Annotated in this window: 16 protein-coding genes; 5 read left to right on the forward strand and 11 right to left on the reverse strand. The window is 67.3% G+C overall.

Annotated elements, in window-relative coordinates; genetic code table 11:
* Positions 1-90: 90 nt before the first annotated feature.
* Entirely contained in the window at positions 91-696 is a 606-nt protein-coding gene (locus tag ACWKSV_RS14525; RefSeq protein ID WP_076714585.1) for a TlpA family protein disulfide reductase, read from the reverse strand.
* 16 nt (positions 697-712) lie between these two features.
* Between ACWKSV_RS14525 and argH the strand changes: the two genes are divergently transcribed.
* The 5 genes from argH to ACWKSV_RS14550 all read left to right on the forward strand — a co-directional run bounded on the left by argH (position 713) and on the right by ACWKSV_RS14550 (position 5,441).
* On the forward strand, positions 713-2,080 hold the full coding sequence (gene argH / locus ACWKSV_RS14530; RefSeq protein WP_076714587.1) for an argininosuccinate lyase: 1,368 nt from the start codon (positions 713-715) through the stop codon (positions 2,078-2,080).
* Positions 2,077-2,313 carry a hypothetical protein gene (locus tag ACWKSV_RS14535; RefSeq protein WP_056432321.1) on the forward strand — a complete coding sequence of 79 codons (237 nt, stop codon included), beginning with the start codon at positions 2,077-2,079 and terminating at the stop codon, positions 2,311-2,313. The genes argH and ACWKSV_RS14535 overlap by 4 nt, the downstream gene beginning before the upstream one ends.
* Entirely contained in the window at positions 2,313-3,575 is a 1,263-nt protein-coding gene (gene lysA / locus ACWKSV_RS14540) for a diaminopimelate decarboxylase (RefSeq protein ID WP_076714589.1), read from the forward strand. The genes ACWKSV_RS14535 and lysA overlap by 1 nt, the downstream gene beginning before the upstream one ends.
* A 142-nt stretch (positions 3,576-3,717) precedes the next feature.
* Complete coding sequence (locus ACWKSV_RS14545) at positions 3,718-4,491, forward strand: precorrin-2 dehydrogenase/sirohydrochlorin ferrochelatase family protein (RefSeq protein WP_076714590.1); 774 nt, start codon at positions 3,718-3,720, stop codon at positions 4,489-4,491.
* Positions 4,488-5,441, forward strand: a complete 954-nt coding sequence (locus ACWKSV_RS14550; RefSeq protein ID WP_076714592.1) for a zinc transporter ZntB — start codon at positions 4,488-4,490, stop codon at positions 5,439-5,441. Before ACWKSV_RS14545 ends, ACWKSV_RS14550 begins: the two co-directional genes overlap by 4 nt.
* A gap of 122 nt (positions 5,442-5,563) precedes the next feature.
* On the opposite strand, the gene fliS is transcribed toward ACWKSV_RS14550, so the two are convergent.
* The 10 genes from fliS to ACWKSV_RS14600 all read right to left on the reverse strand — a co-directional run bounded on the left by fliS (position 5,564) and on the right by ACWKSV_RS14600 (position 13,290).
* Positions 5,564-5,983: a flagellar export chaperone FliS gene (gene fliS / locus ACWKSV_RS14555; protein WP_056432310.1), complete on the reverse strand. Its 420-nt coding sequence runs from the start codon at positions 5,981-5,983 to the stop codon at positions 5,564-5,566.
* A gap of 1 nt (position 5,984) precedes the next feature.
* Positions 5,985-7,454: a flagellar filament capping protein FliD gene (fliD, locus tag ACWKSV_RS14560; protein ID WP_076714594.1), complete on the reverse strand. Its 1,470-nt coding sequence runs from the start codon at positions 7,452-7,454 to the stop codon at positions 5,985-5,987.
* A gap of 91 nt (positions 7,455-7,545) precedes the next feature.
* A complete protein-coding gene (locus ACWKSV_RS14565; RefSeq protein ID WP_056432304.1) occupies positions 7,546-8,673 on the reverse strand; it encodes an EscU/YscU/HrcU family type III secretion system export apparatus switch protein in 1,128 nt (375 codons plus the stop codon).
* Entirely contained in the window at positions 8,673-9,446 is a 774-nt protein-coding gene (gene fliR / locus ACWKSV_RS14570; RefSeq protein WP_076714596.1) for a flagellar biosynthetic protein FliR, read from the reverse strand. Before fliR ends, ACWKSV_RS14565 begins: the two co-directional genes overlap by 1 nt.
* A gap of 2 nt (positions 9,447-9,448) precedes the next feature.
* Positions 9,449-9,718, reverse strand: coding sequence for a flagellar biosynthesis protein FliQ (fliQ, locus tag ACWKSV_RS14575; protein ID WP_042487406.1), 270 nt, complete (start codon positions 9,716-9,718; stop codon positions 9,449-9,451).
* Positions 9,719-10,063: 345 nt separating this feature from the next.
* Complete coding sequence (gene fliP / locus ACWKSV_RS14580; protein ID WP_076714598.1) at positions 10,064-10,957, reverse strand: flagellar type III secretion system pore protein FliP; 894 nt, start codon at positions 10,955-10,957, stop codon at positions 10,064-10,066.
* Positions 10,954-11,310 (reverse strand): flagellar biosynthetic protein FliO, encoded by a 357-nt coding sequence (locus ACWKSV_RS14585; RefSeq protein ID WP_076714600.1) that lies wholly within the window; start codon positions 11,308-11,310, stop codon positions 10,954-10,956. Before ACWKSV_RS14585 ends, fliP begins: the two co-directional genes overlap by 4 nt.
* A gap of 7 nt (positions 11,311-11,317) precedes the next feature.
* The gene (gene fliN / locus ACWKSV_RS14590; RefSeq protein ID WP_042487397.1) at positions 11,318-11,608 is read right to left on the reverse strand and encodes a flagellar motor switch protein FliN; all 291 of its coding nucleotides are present in this window, start codon (positions 11,606-11,608) and stop codon (positions 11,318-11,320) included.
* A complete protein-coding gene (locus ACWKSV_RS14595; protein WP_076714602.1) occupies positions 11,605-12,582 on the reverse strand; it encodes a flagellar motor switch protein FliM in 978 nt (325 codons plus the stop codon). Before ACWKSV_RS14595 ends, fliN begins: the two co-directional genes overlap by 4 nt.
* Positions 12,583-12,585: 3 nt before the next feature.
* Complete coding sequence (locus tag ACWKSV_RS14600; RefSeq protein ID WP_056432291.1) at positions 12,586-13,290, reverse strand: flagellar basal body-associated FliL family protein; 705 nt, start codon at positions 13,288-13,290, stop codon at positions 12,586-12,588.
* Between the last annotated feature and the right edge of the window lie 5 nt (positions 13,291-13,295).

Genomic DNA, 13,295 nt, shown 5'->3' on the forward strand with positions numbered 1-13,295 from the left:
GTCGAGCGCCGCCCCCGGTTCAAACCATTTTACCCCAGCCTGTCCCGTCCGGTTCACCCCGGGCGGGACTTTTTCATGGGGGCGTCTGGCTTACTTCGCTTCGGCAAGCAGCTTTTCCGCTTCCGCCCCGGCCCAGTCGAAGCCCCCGGTCACGCGCCAGATCTCCTTGCCGTCCGCGCCATAGAGGATCGTGGTCGGCAGATTGGCCTTGTAATGGACGCTCAGGGTCAGCTTCGGGTCGAGATAGATGGGCAGCGCGTCCAGCTTCCTGCCCGCCAGGAACGGCTTGACCTTGGCCATGTCGTCCTGGGCGACCGCGATTACCGCGACCTTGCCCTTCAGCCGCTGGGCGGTGGCGGCGAGGGTCGGCATTTCCGCGACGCACGGCCCGCACCAGGTTGCCCAGAGGTTGACCAGCACCGGCCGCCCCCGGAAATCGGCGAGGCTGGTCGATTTGCCGTCCATGGCGGTGAAGGGCAGCAGCGGCGCGGCCTCGCCCTTGTGGCTGCGGTCGACCGCGCCCGTGGGCTTGGGCGCCTCTATGGCTGACGTGCGGGACGCCTCGCCGCTGGTGACTTCGCCGCTCGAAACTTCGTCGCTGGAGGTGTTGGCGGCTTGCTCCGGGGCGGGGCTTTGCTTATCGCACCCGGCGACCATCAGCCCCAGGAGACAGGCGATCACGGTACGCGACGACATGGGCGGCTCCAACGCAATGTGGGGCGGGCGCTTCGCAGAAGGTCCCGCCGCGGTGATGCGCGAGATAAACGCGTCCATCCCCTTCGACAAGCGATTGTGGAAACAGGACATCGCTGGGTCGAAAGCGCATGTCGCGATGCTGGGCAAACAGGGCATCGTCTCGGCCGAGGACGCCGCGACGATTTCCGCCGGGCTGGACCAGGTTGCCGAGGATTATGCCGCCAACGGCGTGTCGGAGGACCTGACCCTCGAAGACATCCATATGCAGACCGAGGCGAAGCTCGCCCAGTTGATCGGCCCGGTCGCGGGGCGTCTGCACACCGCGCGGTCGCGCAACGATCAGGTGGCGACGGACTTCCGCCTGTGGGTGCGCGATGCGATCGACGAGACGCTGGCGGCGCTCGGCGCGTTGCGGAACGCGTTGCTGACGCGGGCCGAGGATCATGCCGACAGCGTGATGCCGGGCTTCACGCACCTCCAGTCGGCGCAGCCGGTGACGTTGGGCCATCACCTGATGGCCTATCACGAGATGATCGTGCGCGACGCCAGCCGCTTCGTCGCGGCACGGGCGCGGCTGAACCAGTGCCCGCTTGGCTCGGCGGCGCTGGCGGGGACCGGCTTTCCGGTCGACCGCCACATGACGGCGCAAGCGCTGGGCTTCGACGAGCCGACGCGCAACTCGCTCGATGCGGTCAGCGACCGGGATTTTGCGATCGACTATCTCCAGGCGGCGACCAACTGCTCGCTGCATCTGTCGCGCTTGGCCGAGGAGTTCGTGCTCTGGGCGTCGCAGCCCTTCGGCTTTGTTGCGCTGTCCGACCAATGGTCGACCGGCAGCTCGATCATGCCGCAGAAGCGCAACCCCGACGCGGCCGAGCTGGTGCGCGGCCATGCCGGGCGGATCATGGGCTGCATGACCAGCCTGATGGTCACGATGAAGGGCCTGCCGCTCGCCTATTCCAAGGATATGCAGGACGACAAGCCGCCGGTGTTCGAGGCGCACGACCTGCTGGCGCTGTCGATCGCGGCGATGACCGGCATGGTGCAGAGCGCGACCTTCCGCACCGAACGTATGCGCGCCGTGGCTGAGGCGGGCTTCTCGACCGCGACCGACCTGGCCGACTGGCTGGTGCGGGTCGGCGGCATTCCCTTCCGCGAGGCGCATCACATTACGGGCCGCGCGGTGAAGCTCGCCGAGGAGAAGGGCGTGATGCTGCACCAGCTGTCGATCGACGACCTGACCGGCATCGATGCGCGGATCAACGAGAGCATCTATGACGTGCTGTCGGTCGATGCCTCGGTCGCCAGCCGGGTTAGCTTTGGCGGCACCGCACCCGCCAATGTCCGTGCCGCGATCGCGACCGCGCGGGGATTGCGGGCATGAAGCCCGCCATCGCCCTGCTGGTCGCGCTGGCGCTGACCGGCTGTGGCGCGGCCAACCGGCTGCAACCGGCCAAGGGCGAGAGCCTGCCGGTCGCGCCGCGCGGCGCCACCGCGACCCCGACGCCGCAGCAACTGCTGACGGCCACCCCCCAACAACGCCCGCAACGCTCCGACGAACTGATGACCCAGTCGCAGGATCGGCGTTCGGACGAATTTGATTTGCCCCCCCGCTGATGGACCATTTTCACTTTTCGAACGGCGAACTCCATGTGGAGGACGTGCCCGTATCCCGGATCGCCGCCGAAGTCGGCACGCCGGTCTATATCTACTCCGCCTCGACCTTCCGCCGTCATGCGCAGGTGTTCCGCGAGGGGCTGAGCGCCCTGCCGCGCGTGCATCTGGCCTATGCGATCAAGGCGAACCCGAACATCGCCGTGCTCCGCGTGCTGGCCGATGAAGGTTATGGCGCAGACGTCGTCTCGGTCGGCGAGATGCGCCGCGCGCTGGCGGCGGGGATGAAGGCCGAGGACATCGTGTTTTCGGGTGTCGGCAAGACCCGCGCCGAGCTGGTCGCGGCACTGGAGGCCGGGATCGGCCAGTTCAACCTCGAACTGGAGGAAGAGGGCGCGGTCCTCGCCGAGCTGGCCCACGCACGCGGCCTCGTCGCGCCCGCCACGCTGCGCGTGAACCCGGACGTGGACGCGGGCACCCATGCCAAGATCTCCACGGGGCGCAAGGAGAACAAGTTCGGCGTGCCGATCGACCAGGCGCTGGGCATGTTCGACCGTCTGGCGGGGCTGCCCGGCATCGACCTGAAGGGTGTCGCCTGCCACATTGGCAGCCAGCTGGGCGATCTCGCGCCGCTGGAGGCCGCCTATAAGCGCGTCGGCGAGCTGGTCGCCGAGCTGCGCGGGGCGGGGCACCGGATCAGCCGCGTCGACCTGGGCGGTGGCCTGGGCGTGCCGTACAAGCCGGGCGACGTCATGCCCGCGCCTGCCGCTTATGGCGAGATGGTGGCGCGCGTGACGAAGGACTGGGATGTCGAACTGATGTTCGAGCCGGGCCGGGTGATCGCGGGCAATGCCGGGGTGCTGGCGACCGAAGTCGTCTGGGTGAAGCCCGGCGTCGCCAATCCTTACGTCATCGTCGATGCGGCGATGAACGACCTGATGCGCCCTGCGCTGTACGACGCGCATCACGACTTCGTCGCGGTGAAGCCGACCGGCGAGACGATGATGGCCAATATCGCGGGGCCCGTGTGCGAGACGGGCGATACCTTCGGCATGAACCGCGAGATTGACGCGGTGAAGTCGGGCGACCTCGCCGTGTTCCGCACGGCGGGAGCCTATGGCGCGACCATGGCGTCGACCTATAATAGCCGTCCGCTGGTGCCCGAAGTCATGGTCGAGGGCGACCGCTTCGCCGTCGTCGCCGACCGCATCGCCGCCGAGACGATCATCGCCGCCGAGCGCGTGCCGGAGTGGCTGAAGAAGTGATGCCTGCCGCCCTATTCCTCCCCATCTTTGATGGGGAGGGGGACCGCGCCCGCAGGGCGTGGTGGAGGGGCCGGGGACAGCTGCCCCTCCACCACCGCTTCGCGGCGGTCCCCCTCCCCAAGCATAGCTTGGGGAGGAATAGGTGAGCCTTGCCAGCCTGCCGCTGTTCGTCCGGCTGGGCGGGCGCTCGGTCATCCTGCTGGGTGAGGGCGAACCCGCCGAGGCCAAGCGCCGCCTGCTCGAACGCGCCGGGGCGCTGGTCGTCGGGGAGGAGGCGCAGGCCGCGCTCGCCATCGTCGCCATCGAGGATGAGGACGAAGCGCAAGCCGCCATCGCGCGACTGAAGGTACGCGGCGTGCTGGTCAACGCGGTCGACCGTCCGGCCGCGTGCGACTTCACGCTGCCCGCCATTGTCGAGCGCGGGCCGGTCATCGTCGCGATCGGCACCGGCGGCGTGTCGGCGGGACTCGCGGCGGCGCTGCGCCAGCGGCTGGAGACGATCTTGCCCGCCGGGCTGGGGGCGCTTGCCGAAGGTCTCTATGCGGCGCGCGCGGGCCTGCGTGCGCGCTTTCCCGATGGCGCACAGCGGCGGCGGGCCATCGGTGCGGCGCTGTCGCCCGGCGGCGCGCTCGACCCGCTGGCGGCCCATACGGATGTCGTGGGCTGGCTGGCCGGTGCGGCCCGCCCCGCCGCCCGGGTCGAGGCGTTCGTCCTGACCTCGACCGACCCCGACGACCTGACCCTGCGCCAGGCGCGCGCGCTGGCGGCGGCCGACCGGGTCTATCACCGCGCCGATGTGCCGCCCGCGATCCTCGACCGGGCCCGCGCCGATGCGGTCCGGATCGAAAGCGACGCGCTCCCGGTCGAGCCGGGCGAGGGGCAGATCGTCGACCTGAGCATGGACCACCGCGCATGACCGGCTTCGCCTACAGCATCGACGGCGGCCAGGCCGAGGCGATCCCGATCCGCGCGGCGGTGGAGGCCAAGGCACGGCTGGTCTGGGTGCATCTGGAGACCAATGACGCGGTGGCGCAGCGTTGGCTGCGCGATTCTGCCCATCTGGCGGATTACGTCATCGACGCGCTGACCGCCGCCGAAACCCGCCCGCGCTGCGAGGCGGTGGGCGAGGGGGCGTTCCTGAACCTGCGCGGGCGCAGCAGCGCGCCGCTCGACGGATCGGACATGCTGGCTTCGGTGCGGATCTGGGCGATGAAGGGCCGCGTCTATTCGGTCACCCGCCGCCCGCTGCTGGCGGTCGATACGGTGCGCGAGGAGGTCGAGGGCGGCACCATCGCCGATCCGGGCGACCTGATCACCGCCTTCGCCACCGCCATCACCAACGATCTCGATCCCGATGTGGCAAGTCTGGGCGACGAGTTGGACAGTTGCGAGGAGCAGCTGGACGAACACCGCGTCTTCCAGCTGCGCCGCACGGTCAGCCGGGTGCGCGTCGCCGCGATCGGCTATCGCCGTTTCCTCAACCCGCAGCGCGCGGCGCTGGAGAAGCTGGCGGCGCTGCCCGGCGACTGGCTGGCCGATGACGACCGGCTGCACCTGTCTGCCGCCGCCGACCGCGCGGCACGCATGGCCGAGGAACTGGAGTCGATCCGCGAACGCGCCGCGCTGGTCCACGAAACGCTGACCGACATGCGGGCAGAGCAGATCGACAATCGCGCGCTGGTCATCTCGATCGTGGCGATGGTGTTCCTGCCGCTGACCTTCATCACCGGGCTTTACGGGATGAACGTCAAGAACCTGCCTTATGCCGAGGAACCCTGGGCGTTCGATGCGATCCTGGGCGCCTGCGCGCTGATCGCGGCGGGGATCGTCATCTACTTCGTCCAGAAACACTGGTTCCGGCGGTAAGACGGGATCAGCCCAATGCTCCGTTCAGCCTGAGCGTAGTCGAAGGCCAAGGGTAACATAGCGCGTAACGTGCGCTTCGACTTCGCTCAGCGCGAACGGAGGGCGGCGATTCGCGGCCCGATTCAATTACCCTTCTTCGGCGCGTTCATCTTGCGCACGGTTTCCCATGCCTCCGCGATATCGGCGATGCTGGCCGCGACGTTGCGGAAGATCTGCGCGTCCTGACCCAGCGAGGCATCGACGATCTGCTTGCGCGCGCCGCCATAGAGGCGGGCGAAGGTGATCGACATCTCGCCGCCATTCTCGAAATCCAGGCCCGCCTCCAGCGCGAACAGGATGGCGGTGGCGCGCGTCACCCGCTCGCTCTTGCGCGCGAGCTGGCCATGCTCGGTCGCCCAGGCGGCGGAACGGAGCGCGGAGATCAGTTCCTCGTAGAGCAACTGCACCAGCGCAGGGCCGTCGGCCATGGCGGTGCGACCTACCACGTCGATCTGGCGATAGACGGCGGCGGGATCGGTCAGAAGGGCGGAGGCATAGGTCATATCAGTTGCTCTTCGTCCACATCTTGACCTGCTGATCCATGAGCCCCTGTGCCGATTTATAGGCCGACACGCGGCTGTTCATCGCAGCGAAGCGCGCGGTCAGCGCGTCGCTGGCCCGTTCGCGATTGTCGGACAGGCGGCTCTGTTGATCCGCCAGGTCCTTCTGCGCCTGTGTCAGGTTGCTGTACGACGCGGTCAGGCCATAGACGCTGCTGGTCGCCGACAGCTGGATGCTGTTCATCCGCGCCGACAGGCCGATCAGGTTGTCGCCGCTGGCCTGGAACATCTTCTCGACGGAACCGGGATAGGTCGACAGCGCCTTGGACAGCTGCGTCTGGTCGATGGTCAGCGTGCCGTCCTTCTCGGTCCTGACGCCCAGGTCGGCCAGCGTCTTGGGGCCGAGATCGACGTCGCTGCCGGGTACCAGCTTGGTGGTGGTCAGCGAGCGCATCGACTGGGCCAGCGAACGCGCGGCGGGATCGGCGCGCAGATCGCCCGTGATCGGGTCGATCGCCTTGTTCAACGCGGTCATATTGTCGTTGAAGGTCGAGACGAAGTTGGACACGACGGTGCTGAGCGCCGCGCTGGGGCTGGAGCCGGTCAGCGTCAGCGGCTTGGTCGATACCGCGGACAGGGTCATGTTCACGCCGGGCACCAGGTCGTTGATGGTATTGCTGGCCCGCTCGACGGTGACGCCGTCCATCGTGATGCTGGCATTGGCGGCGGTCGACGATGTCGCGGTGCCGGTCGCGCCGTTGCCGACGTTCAGCCGGGCGAGCCCCGCCGTATCGCCTTCGGTCGCGGTGATGGTGAAGCTGTTGTCCTTGCCGCTGGTCCCGGTGAAGGACAGGAAGGCATTGCCGCTGGCATCGGTGACGACCGATGCGGTGATGCCGGTATTGGCGGCATTGATCTTGGCCGCCAGCAGGTCGGGCGTCGAGTCGTTGGCGCCGAACGACACCGACACGGCATCCTTCGATCCGACCTTGATCGACAGGCTGCCGGTGCCCAGCGAGGCCGTCTTGGAAAAGGACGCTTTGGTCGAGGAGACCTGCGCACTGGCCAGCGCATTGACGGTGATCGACTTGGACATGCCTGCCAGCTTGGCGCCCGCGGCCGTCGTCACGCTCATGGTCGACGGATCGGAGCTGGTCGCCTGAGTCGCCAGCGTTCCCCCGCTCGCCAGCGAGGCCAGCGCGGAGGCGAAATCGGTGATCGCGCTCTTGATCGACGACACACCCGAAATCTTTGCGGTCAGCGTGTCCGACTGCGCCTTGAGCGCCGCGGTCTTGGCGGCGAACTGCGCCTCGATCAGCGAGGGGACGACCGTCGACAGGTCGATGCCCGAACCCGCCTGCAACGAGTTGAACAGCTGCTGGGCGGCGGTCTTCGTCGCATTCTGCGCCGCATTGGTCGAGCTGGAGGAGCTCGTCGTGGTATTGGACGATGTGCTCGAGGAAACGGTGGTCATCGACGATACTCCGGCGCGCGCTTGCCATGCTTAACGGCCGCCAGCCGCCGGGCTTTAGGGGGATGCGACGAATGACGGGGAGCGAGACGCCTCATGGCTGCTCGACGCCGTTCTCGTCGAAGCGGGCGCCCACCGGCACCTCGACCGGCGGCTGCGACGTACCGCCCGCCCCCGCATTGAGGCCGAAGACGAAGGCGAGCACGACGGCGATCGCCTGGTACAGGTCGGCGCGCACCTCCTGGCCCTCGCGGCTGGTGTAATAGACGGCGCGGGCGAGCTGCGGATATTCCAGCACCGGCGTATCCAGCTCGGCCGCCAGTTCGCGAATGGCCAGCGCGGTCGCGCCGCGTCCCTTGGCGACCACCACCGGCACCTCGTCCTGCCCCCGGTCGTAACGCAGGGCGACGGCGAAATGGGTCGGGTTGGTCAGGATGACATGCGCCTCCTGCACCGCCGCGCGCACCGCCCGGCGCGACATCTCGCGCTGCTTGCCACGGATATGCGCCTTGGCCTCCGGGTTGCCTTCGCTTTCCTTATGCTCGTCCTTGACCTCCTGCTTGGTCATCTTGAGCTTGGAGAAGAGCTGGATGATCTGGATCGGCACGTCGAACCCGGCGATCAGGATCAGGCCGAAGCCCATGACCAGCAGGATGGTGATGAAGGTGCCGCCCAGCGATCCGATCGCGCCGTTCAGGTCCGACTGCGCCAGCCCCAGGGTCGTGCGCGACGATTTCCACAGCATATAGGCGCCCAGCGCGCCGAGCAGCACGACCTTGAGCAGCGACTTGCCGAGTTCGATCCAGCCATGCGCGCCGAAGATGCGTTTCAGGCCCGAGGCGGGGTTCAGCTTGGACGGCTTGGGCGCCATCGCCTTGGGATTGAACTGGAGCGAGCCCAGGCCCGCCTGCGACGCGATGGTCGCCACGATCGTGACCGCGAACAGCGAGGCGAGCGAGGGCCACAGCTTGCCCCCCGCCTCCAGCAAGGGGCGGAACGGCTCGAAATCCTCGACATCGGCATGGGTGAATTGAAAGCTCGTCGCCATCACCGCCTTGCATGCGCCCAGCAAGGTGGGACCCGCGAACATCAGCCAGGCGATACCCGCCATCATCACCAGGGCCGCCGCCAGGTCGCGGCTGCGCAGGATCTGCCCGTCCTCGCGCGCTTTGTCGCGGCGCTTTTGGGTTGGGGCTTCTGTCTTTTCGCCGCCCTCCGACATCAGCCGATCACCAATGTCTCGGTGGCGGCCAGCGCCTCGCGGATGATGACGAGCATATAGTCGCCCATTGCCGGGAAGGCGACGGCGATGGTGATGACGCCGATGGTCAGCGCGGCGGGCATGCCCACCGAGAAGAGGTTGAGCGAGGGCGCGGCGCGGCTCATCATGCCCATGACGAGGTTCAGGCAGAGCAGCAGGAAACCGACCGGCAGCGCCAGCAGCAGCCCGGCCAGAAAGGCATAGCCGCCGAACAGCGCGATCGCCTTGAACTGCGCCGGGGCCATCCAGGCTTGTCCGGGCGGCATCGCCTCATAGCTTTTCACGATCGTCTCGACGAGGACGAGGTGGCCGTCGACCGACAGGAACAACAGCGTCAGCATGACGGTGAAGAACTGGCCCAGCGCCTGGCTCGACCGGCCGTTCAGCGGATCGACGGTCGTGGCGAAGTTGAGGCCCATCGATCCGCCGATCAGCTCGCTGGCGACCAGGGGGGCGGTAAAGGCGATCTGAAGGATCAGGCCCAGCGCCAGGCCGACGATCGCCTCGGTCGCGACCGACATGATGGTGGGGACCGAGAAGATGACGGGCGGCGGCACGACCGGATGGACCGAGTTCACCAGAAAGGCGATCGCACCGGCCAGGCTGACCCGCACGGGCAGGGGGATCGACACCGCGCCGAACACGGGCGCGGTGATGAAGGCGGCCCCGATGCGGATCATCAGGAACAGGATCGCCCAAGCCTGCGGCTCGATCGAGAGGCCGAAGCCGAGCATGGTTACTTCACGAGATCGGGAATGCGCTCGAACATGCTGACCATGAAGTCGCTGAGCAGTCCGACGATCAGGCTGCCGAAGATCAGGATCGAAACGGCGACGACGATCAGCTTGGGGACGAACGACAGGGTCTGTTCGTTGATCGAGGTCGCGGCCTGGATCATGCCGATCACCAGGCCCGAAACGAGCACGGGCACCAGGATCGGCGCGGCGGCGAGCGCCAGCACCCACATGCTCTGGTTGGCCAGCGTCAGGAAATATTGGGCGTCCATGATGCGGTCTTTGGTCCCGAATGGGGTGTTTTCCGTCGCCTTCGGCGTCGCTCAGGCTGATGCGAATTATCGGTGAAAATGGTTAACGAAGGGCTGCGTCGTCGGCCGTTTCGCAGGGTGAAGTCGTACTGCTATTCTTCCCTCGCCCCTCATAGAGGGGAGAGGGTTGCGCAGACTTGGCCTTTGCGAAAGCAAAGGCTTAGTCGGAGCTGGGTGAGGGGTGGGCGCGCGTAACGCGCGCGCGAGCCTTCAGGCTCGCTCAACCCCTCACCCAAGCTGCGCTAGCCAGCACGCTGGCAAGCTCCGCTAACCCTCTCCCCTGTCCAGGGGAGAGGGAAAAAGTACCTACGTCGCGAAACTGTTCGCCAGGCTGCCCATGGTCAGCGCCCATCCGTCGACCAGCACGAACAGCAGCAGCTTGAAGGGCAGGGATATGATCGACGGCGACAGCATCATCATGCCCAGCGCCATCAGCACGGTGGCGACGACCAGGTCGATGACGATGAAGGGCAGGAAGATCAGGAAGCCGATCTGGAACGCGGTCTTCAACTCCGACGTGACGAAGGCGGGCAGCAGCACGGCATAGGGAATGTCGTTGGGGCTGGCATAGGGGCCGGACTTCGCCATTTCGGCGAACATCGTCACGTCCTTCACCCGCGTCTGCTTGGCCATGAAGGCGTGGAGCGGCGCGCCGGCGGCCTTGATCATCTCGGTGCCGGGCAGGCGGCCCTGCGCATAGGGTTCGATTGCGTTGGTGTTCATCTGGCTGATCGTCGGGGCCATGATGAACAGCGACAGGAAGACCGACAGGCCGATCAGCACCTGGTTCGGCGGCGTCTGTTGCAGGCCCAGCGCCTGGCGCAGGATGGCGAGCACGATGACGATCCGGGTAAAGCTGGTCATCATCAGGATGATCCCCGGCAGGATCGTCAGCAGGCCCATGATGATCAGGACCTGGAGCGACAGGCTCAGCGAGCCCGAGCCGCCATTTGCGCCGCCGCCCAACTGGCCCAGCGCGCGGTCGACCGCATCGCCGACGCCCGGTGCGGGAGCCGCCGTCGGAGCTGCGGCCGGCGCGGCCTGGGCGAAGGCGGGCATCGCGATGACCAGCGCCAGCAGCAGAGCGAGCAGGATCCACAACGGCTTCAGGCTGCGCTTCGGCATGTCACGGCCCAGGGCGCGGTCCTGCGCGCGGATCAACGCGGGGCCTGTACCCCGGCGAGTGACGGAAATGCTCATTGGTCGAACGTCTTGGGTGCGAAGCGCGAGACGAAATCGGGACGGCGCGGGGTGGTCGGCGTCGGCGGCGTGGGGTTCGGCGCCGCAGGCGTGGTCCCATTGCCCTCGACCTTGTCGACCAGCTGGACGCCGCCGCGCCCGACCGAGACGAGCAGGTTGCGCCCCTCGAATTCGATGACCGCCAGGCGCAGGCCGGGCGAGATCATCATCGTCTCGCGGACATGGATCAGCCGCGTGGCGGGGCGACCCGGCATCCGGCTTTCCAGACGGCGCCACAGATAGAGGCAACCGATCATCAGACCGCAGATCAGCGGCAGCAGGATGACCAGCTTCAGGATATAGGACCAGAGCATGGGTGGATCAGCCGCGCTTGTCGGGGTTGACCAGCTCGGTCAGGCGCACGCCGAACCGGTCGCCGACCGTCACCACTTCGCCGCGCCCGATCAGCGTGCCGTTGACCAGCACGTCGAGCAGCTCGTTGGCCTGACGGTCCAGCTCGATCACGCTCGATTCGGACAGCGCCAGCAGCTCGCGCAGCGACAGCTGGGTCGAGCCGATCTCCACGGTCAGCTTGACGTCGACATCCTGAAGCAGCCGGAAATTGGCCGCGACCGACGTGTCGACGGGGAAGCCCCCGGCCATATCGTTCATTCTTCGAATCCTTCGTGAGCGCGGGCCAGTCCTTCGATGGACCGGTTGAGCGAGGTAAGCTGGACGGCGGCACGGCCATTGGCGGTGCCGACCGTGCCCATGCCGAGCAGGTCGCCGCCGACCATCACCGGCACTTCCGGGCCGAAACTGATCGGGATCACGTCGCCGATCTTCAGCTCCATCAGGCGGCTGAGCGACACGACGGGTTCGGCCAGGACCGAGCGGACCGGGAAGCGCACCGTCATCACCGCGCGGGTCAGGTCGCCGCGCCAGGTGGGATCAACCTCGGCCTGCTTGTCGACGACCTTGCCGGTCAAAGCGGAGCCATGCGGCTTCAACGCGCTGACGGGGTAGAGGATGTCGATCATGGTCGGACGGCGGTTGCGGCCGTCGATGCCGAAGCGGGTGACGATCATCGCGTCGTCGCCCTCGATGCCCGACAGCATGGCGGGCGATGCTTCGGGGTGACCGGCGCGAAAGTCGATCCGGGCCAGCGATTCCCAGGCACCGCGAAGCGGCGCGGCCATCATGTCGCCCAGCTGGCTCACCATCGCCTCGGCGGCGGGCGAGAATTCGGGCGGCAGGACGTCGGGCACGGCCCCGGTGCCGCCGAACAGCAGGTCGATCATCGCCAGGCTGAATGCGCCGTCGATGACGATCAGCGCCTGGGCGTCGGAGGTGACGCCGCTGGGCGAGGTCATCGCCATGGGCAGCCACGCGCTCAGGCCGTCGCCACGCTCGGCCCGGTAATCGGCGAAGCGCTGGACGACCAGCGGCTCCGCCCAGCAGCGCAGTTCCTCACGCAGAAGGGATTCGAACAGCCCCCGCAGCGACCGCGCGAGACGCGCGGACAGATGCTGCATCGTATGCAGGTCGCCGAACGGATTGAGCTTGGTCGTGCCCAGCACGCCGTGATCGGCGGTCTGTTCACGACCGCGTTCGCGGCGTTCAACCTGAGGGGCGGCGTTAACCATGCCTCACTGAACAACAAAATTGGTAAAGTAGACGTTAGCGACGCCTCCGAATCCCTCCTTCTGCCGCAGAATCTCGTTGATCGAGTCGACCAGCTTGCGTTGCAGCTGGCGCTTGCCCTCGCTCGAAAACACCATTTCCTCATTGGCGTCGCCCAGGGTCATCAGGATGGCCGAACGGACCGCCAGGTCGTTGGTCTTCAGATTGTTGATCACCGTGTCGTCATAGGGCGTCGAAATGGCCAGCCCCACCTGGATGATATGCACCGAGTCGCGCATGTTCGAGGTGAAGTCCTTGGGCAGCTCGTAATAGTTGGACGCATAGCGTTCGCCGCCATCGCCCACCGGGGTCGGCATGCCCTTGTTTTCATGGGCCTCGCCGCCGCCTTCGCCATGGCCGCCCTCGCCACCGCCTTCGCCGCCGCCATGACCGCCTTCGCCGCCCTCGCCGCCTTCACCCTCGGCCCCGGCGCGCTTCTGTTCGGACTTGGGCACCAGCTTGGGGCCGGGATGCTTGGCCTCGGCCTCGGCCTCGCCATGGTCTTCCTTGGCATGGCCGCCACCGCCGATCAGGCCGGAATTGGCGGCATACAGCCCGGCCCCCACGCCCCCGCCCAGCAGGACGAGCACGCCGACCACCATCACGATGATCTTGCCCAGCTTGCCCTTCTTCTTGGGCGCCTTTTCGTCGGTTTCCTTCGCGTCACTCATGGTTC

This window comes from Sphingomonas sp. SphC10, from assembly GCF_057004845.1.

Excerpts from the sequence above, each read along its gene's own strand:
- fliN (WP_042487397.1), bottom strand. The coding sequence starts at position 11,608 with ATGAACGATATGGCCGGGGGCTTCCCCGTCGACACGTCGGTCGCGGCC.
- argH (WP_076714587.1), top strand. The coding sequence starts at position 713 with ATGTGGGGCGGGCGCTTCGCAGAAGGTCCCGCCGCGGTGATGCGCGAG.
- fliS (WP_056432310.1), bottom strand. The coding sequence starts at position 5,983 with ATGACCTATGCCTCCGCCCTTCTGACCGATCCCGCCGCCGTCTATCGC.
- ACWKSV_RS14585 (WP_076714600.1), bottom strand. The coding sequence starts at position 11,310 with ATGCTCTGGTCCTATATCCTGAAGCTGGTCATCCTGCTGCCGCTGATC.
- ACWKSV_RS14600 (WP_056432291.1), bottom strand. The coding sequence starts at position 13,290 with ATGAGTGACGCGAAGGAAACCGACGAAAAGGCGCCCAAGAAGAAGGGC.
- fliQ (WP_042487406.1), bottom strand. The coding sequence starts at position 9,718 with ATGGACGCCCAATATTTCCTGACGCTGGCCAACCAGAGCATGTGGGTG.
- lysA (WP_076714589.1), top strand. The coding sequence starts at position 2,313 with ATGGACCATTTTCACTTTTCGAACGGCGAACTCCATGTGGAGGACGTG.
- fliD (WP_076714594.1), bottom strand. The coding sequence starts at position 7,454 with ATGACCACCGTTTCCTCGAGCACATCGTCCAATACCACGACGAGCTCC.
- ACWKSV_RS14565 (WP_056432304.1), bottom strand. The coding sequence starts at position 8,673 with ATGTCGGAGGGCGGCGAAAAGACAGAAGCCCCAACCCAAAAGCGCCGC.
- ACWKSV_RS14595 (WP_076714602.1), bottom strand. The coding sequence starts at position 12,582 with ATGGTTAACGCCGCCCCTCAGGTTGAACGCCGCGAACGCGGTCGTGAA.
- fliP (WP_076714598.1), bottom strand. The coding sequence starts at position 10,957 with ATGAGCATTTCCGTCACTCGCCGGGGTACAGGCCCCGCGTTGATCCGC.
- ACWKSV_RS14525 (WP_076714585.1), bottom strand. The coding sequence starts at position 696 with ATGTCGTCGCGTACCGTGATCGCCTGTCTCCTGGGGCTGATGGTCGCC.
- ACWKSV_RS14550 (WP_076714592.1), top strand. The coding sequence starts at position 4,488 with ATGACCGGCTTCGCCTACAGCATCGACGGCGGCCAGGCCGAGGCGATC.
- ACWKSV_RS14535 (WP_056432321.1), top strand. The coding sequence starts at position 2,077 with ATGAAGCCCGCCATCGCCCTGCTGGTCGCGCTGGCGCTGACCGGCTGT.
- fliR (WP_076714596.1), bottom strand. The coding sequence starts at position 9,446 with ATGCTCGGCTTCGGCCTCTCGATCGAGCCGCAGGCTTGGGCGATCCTG.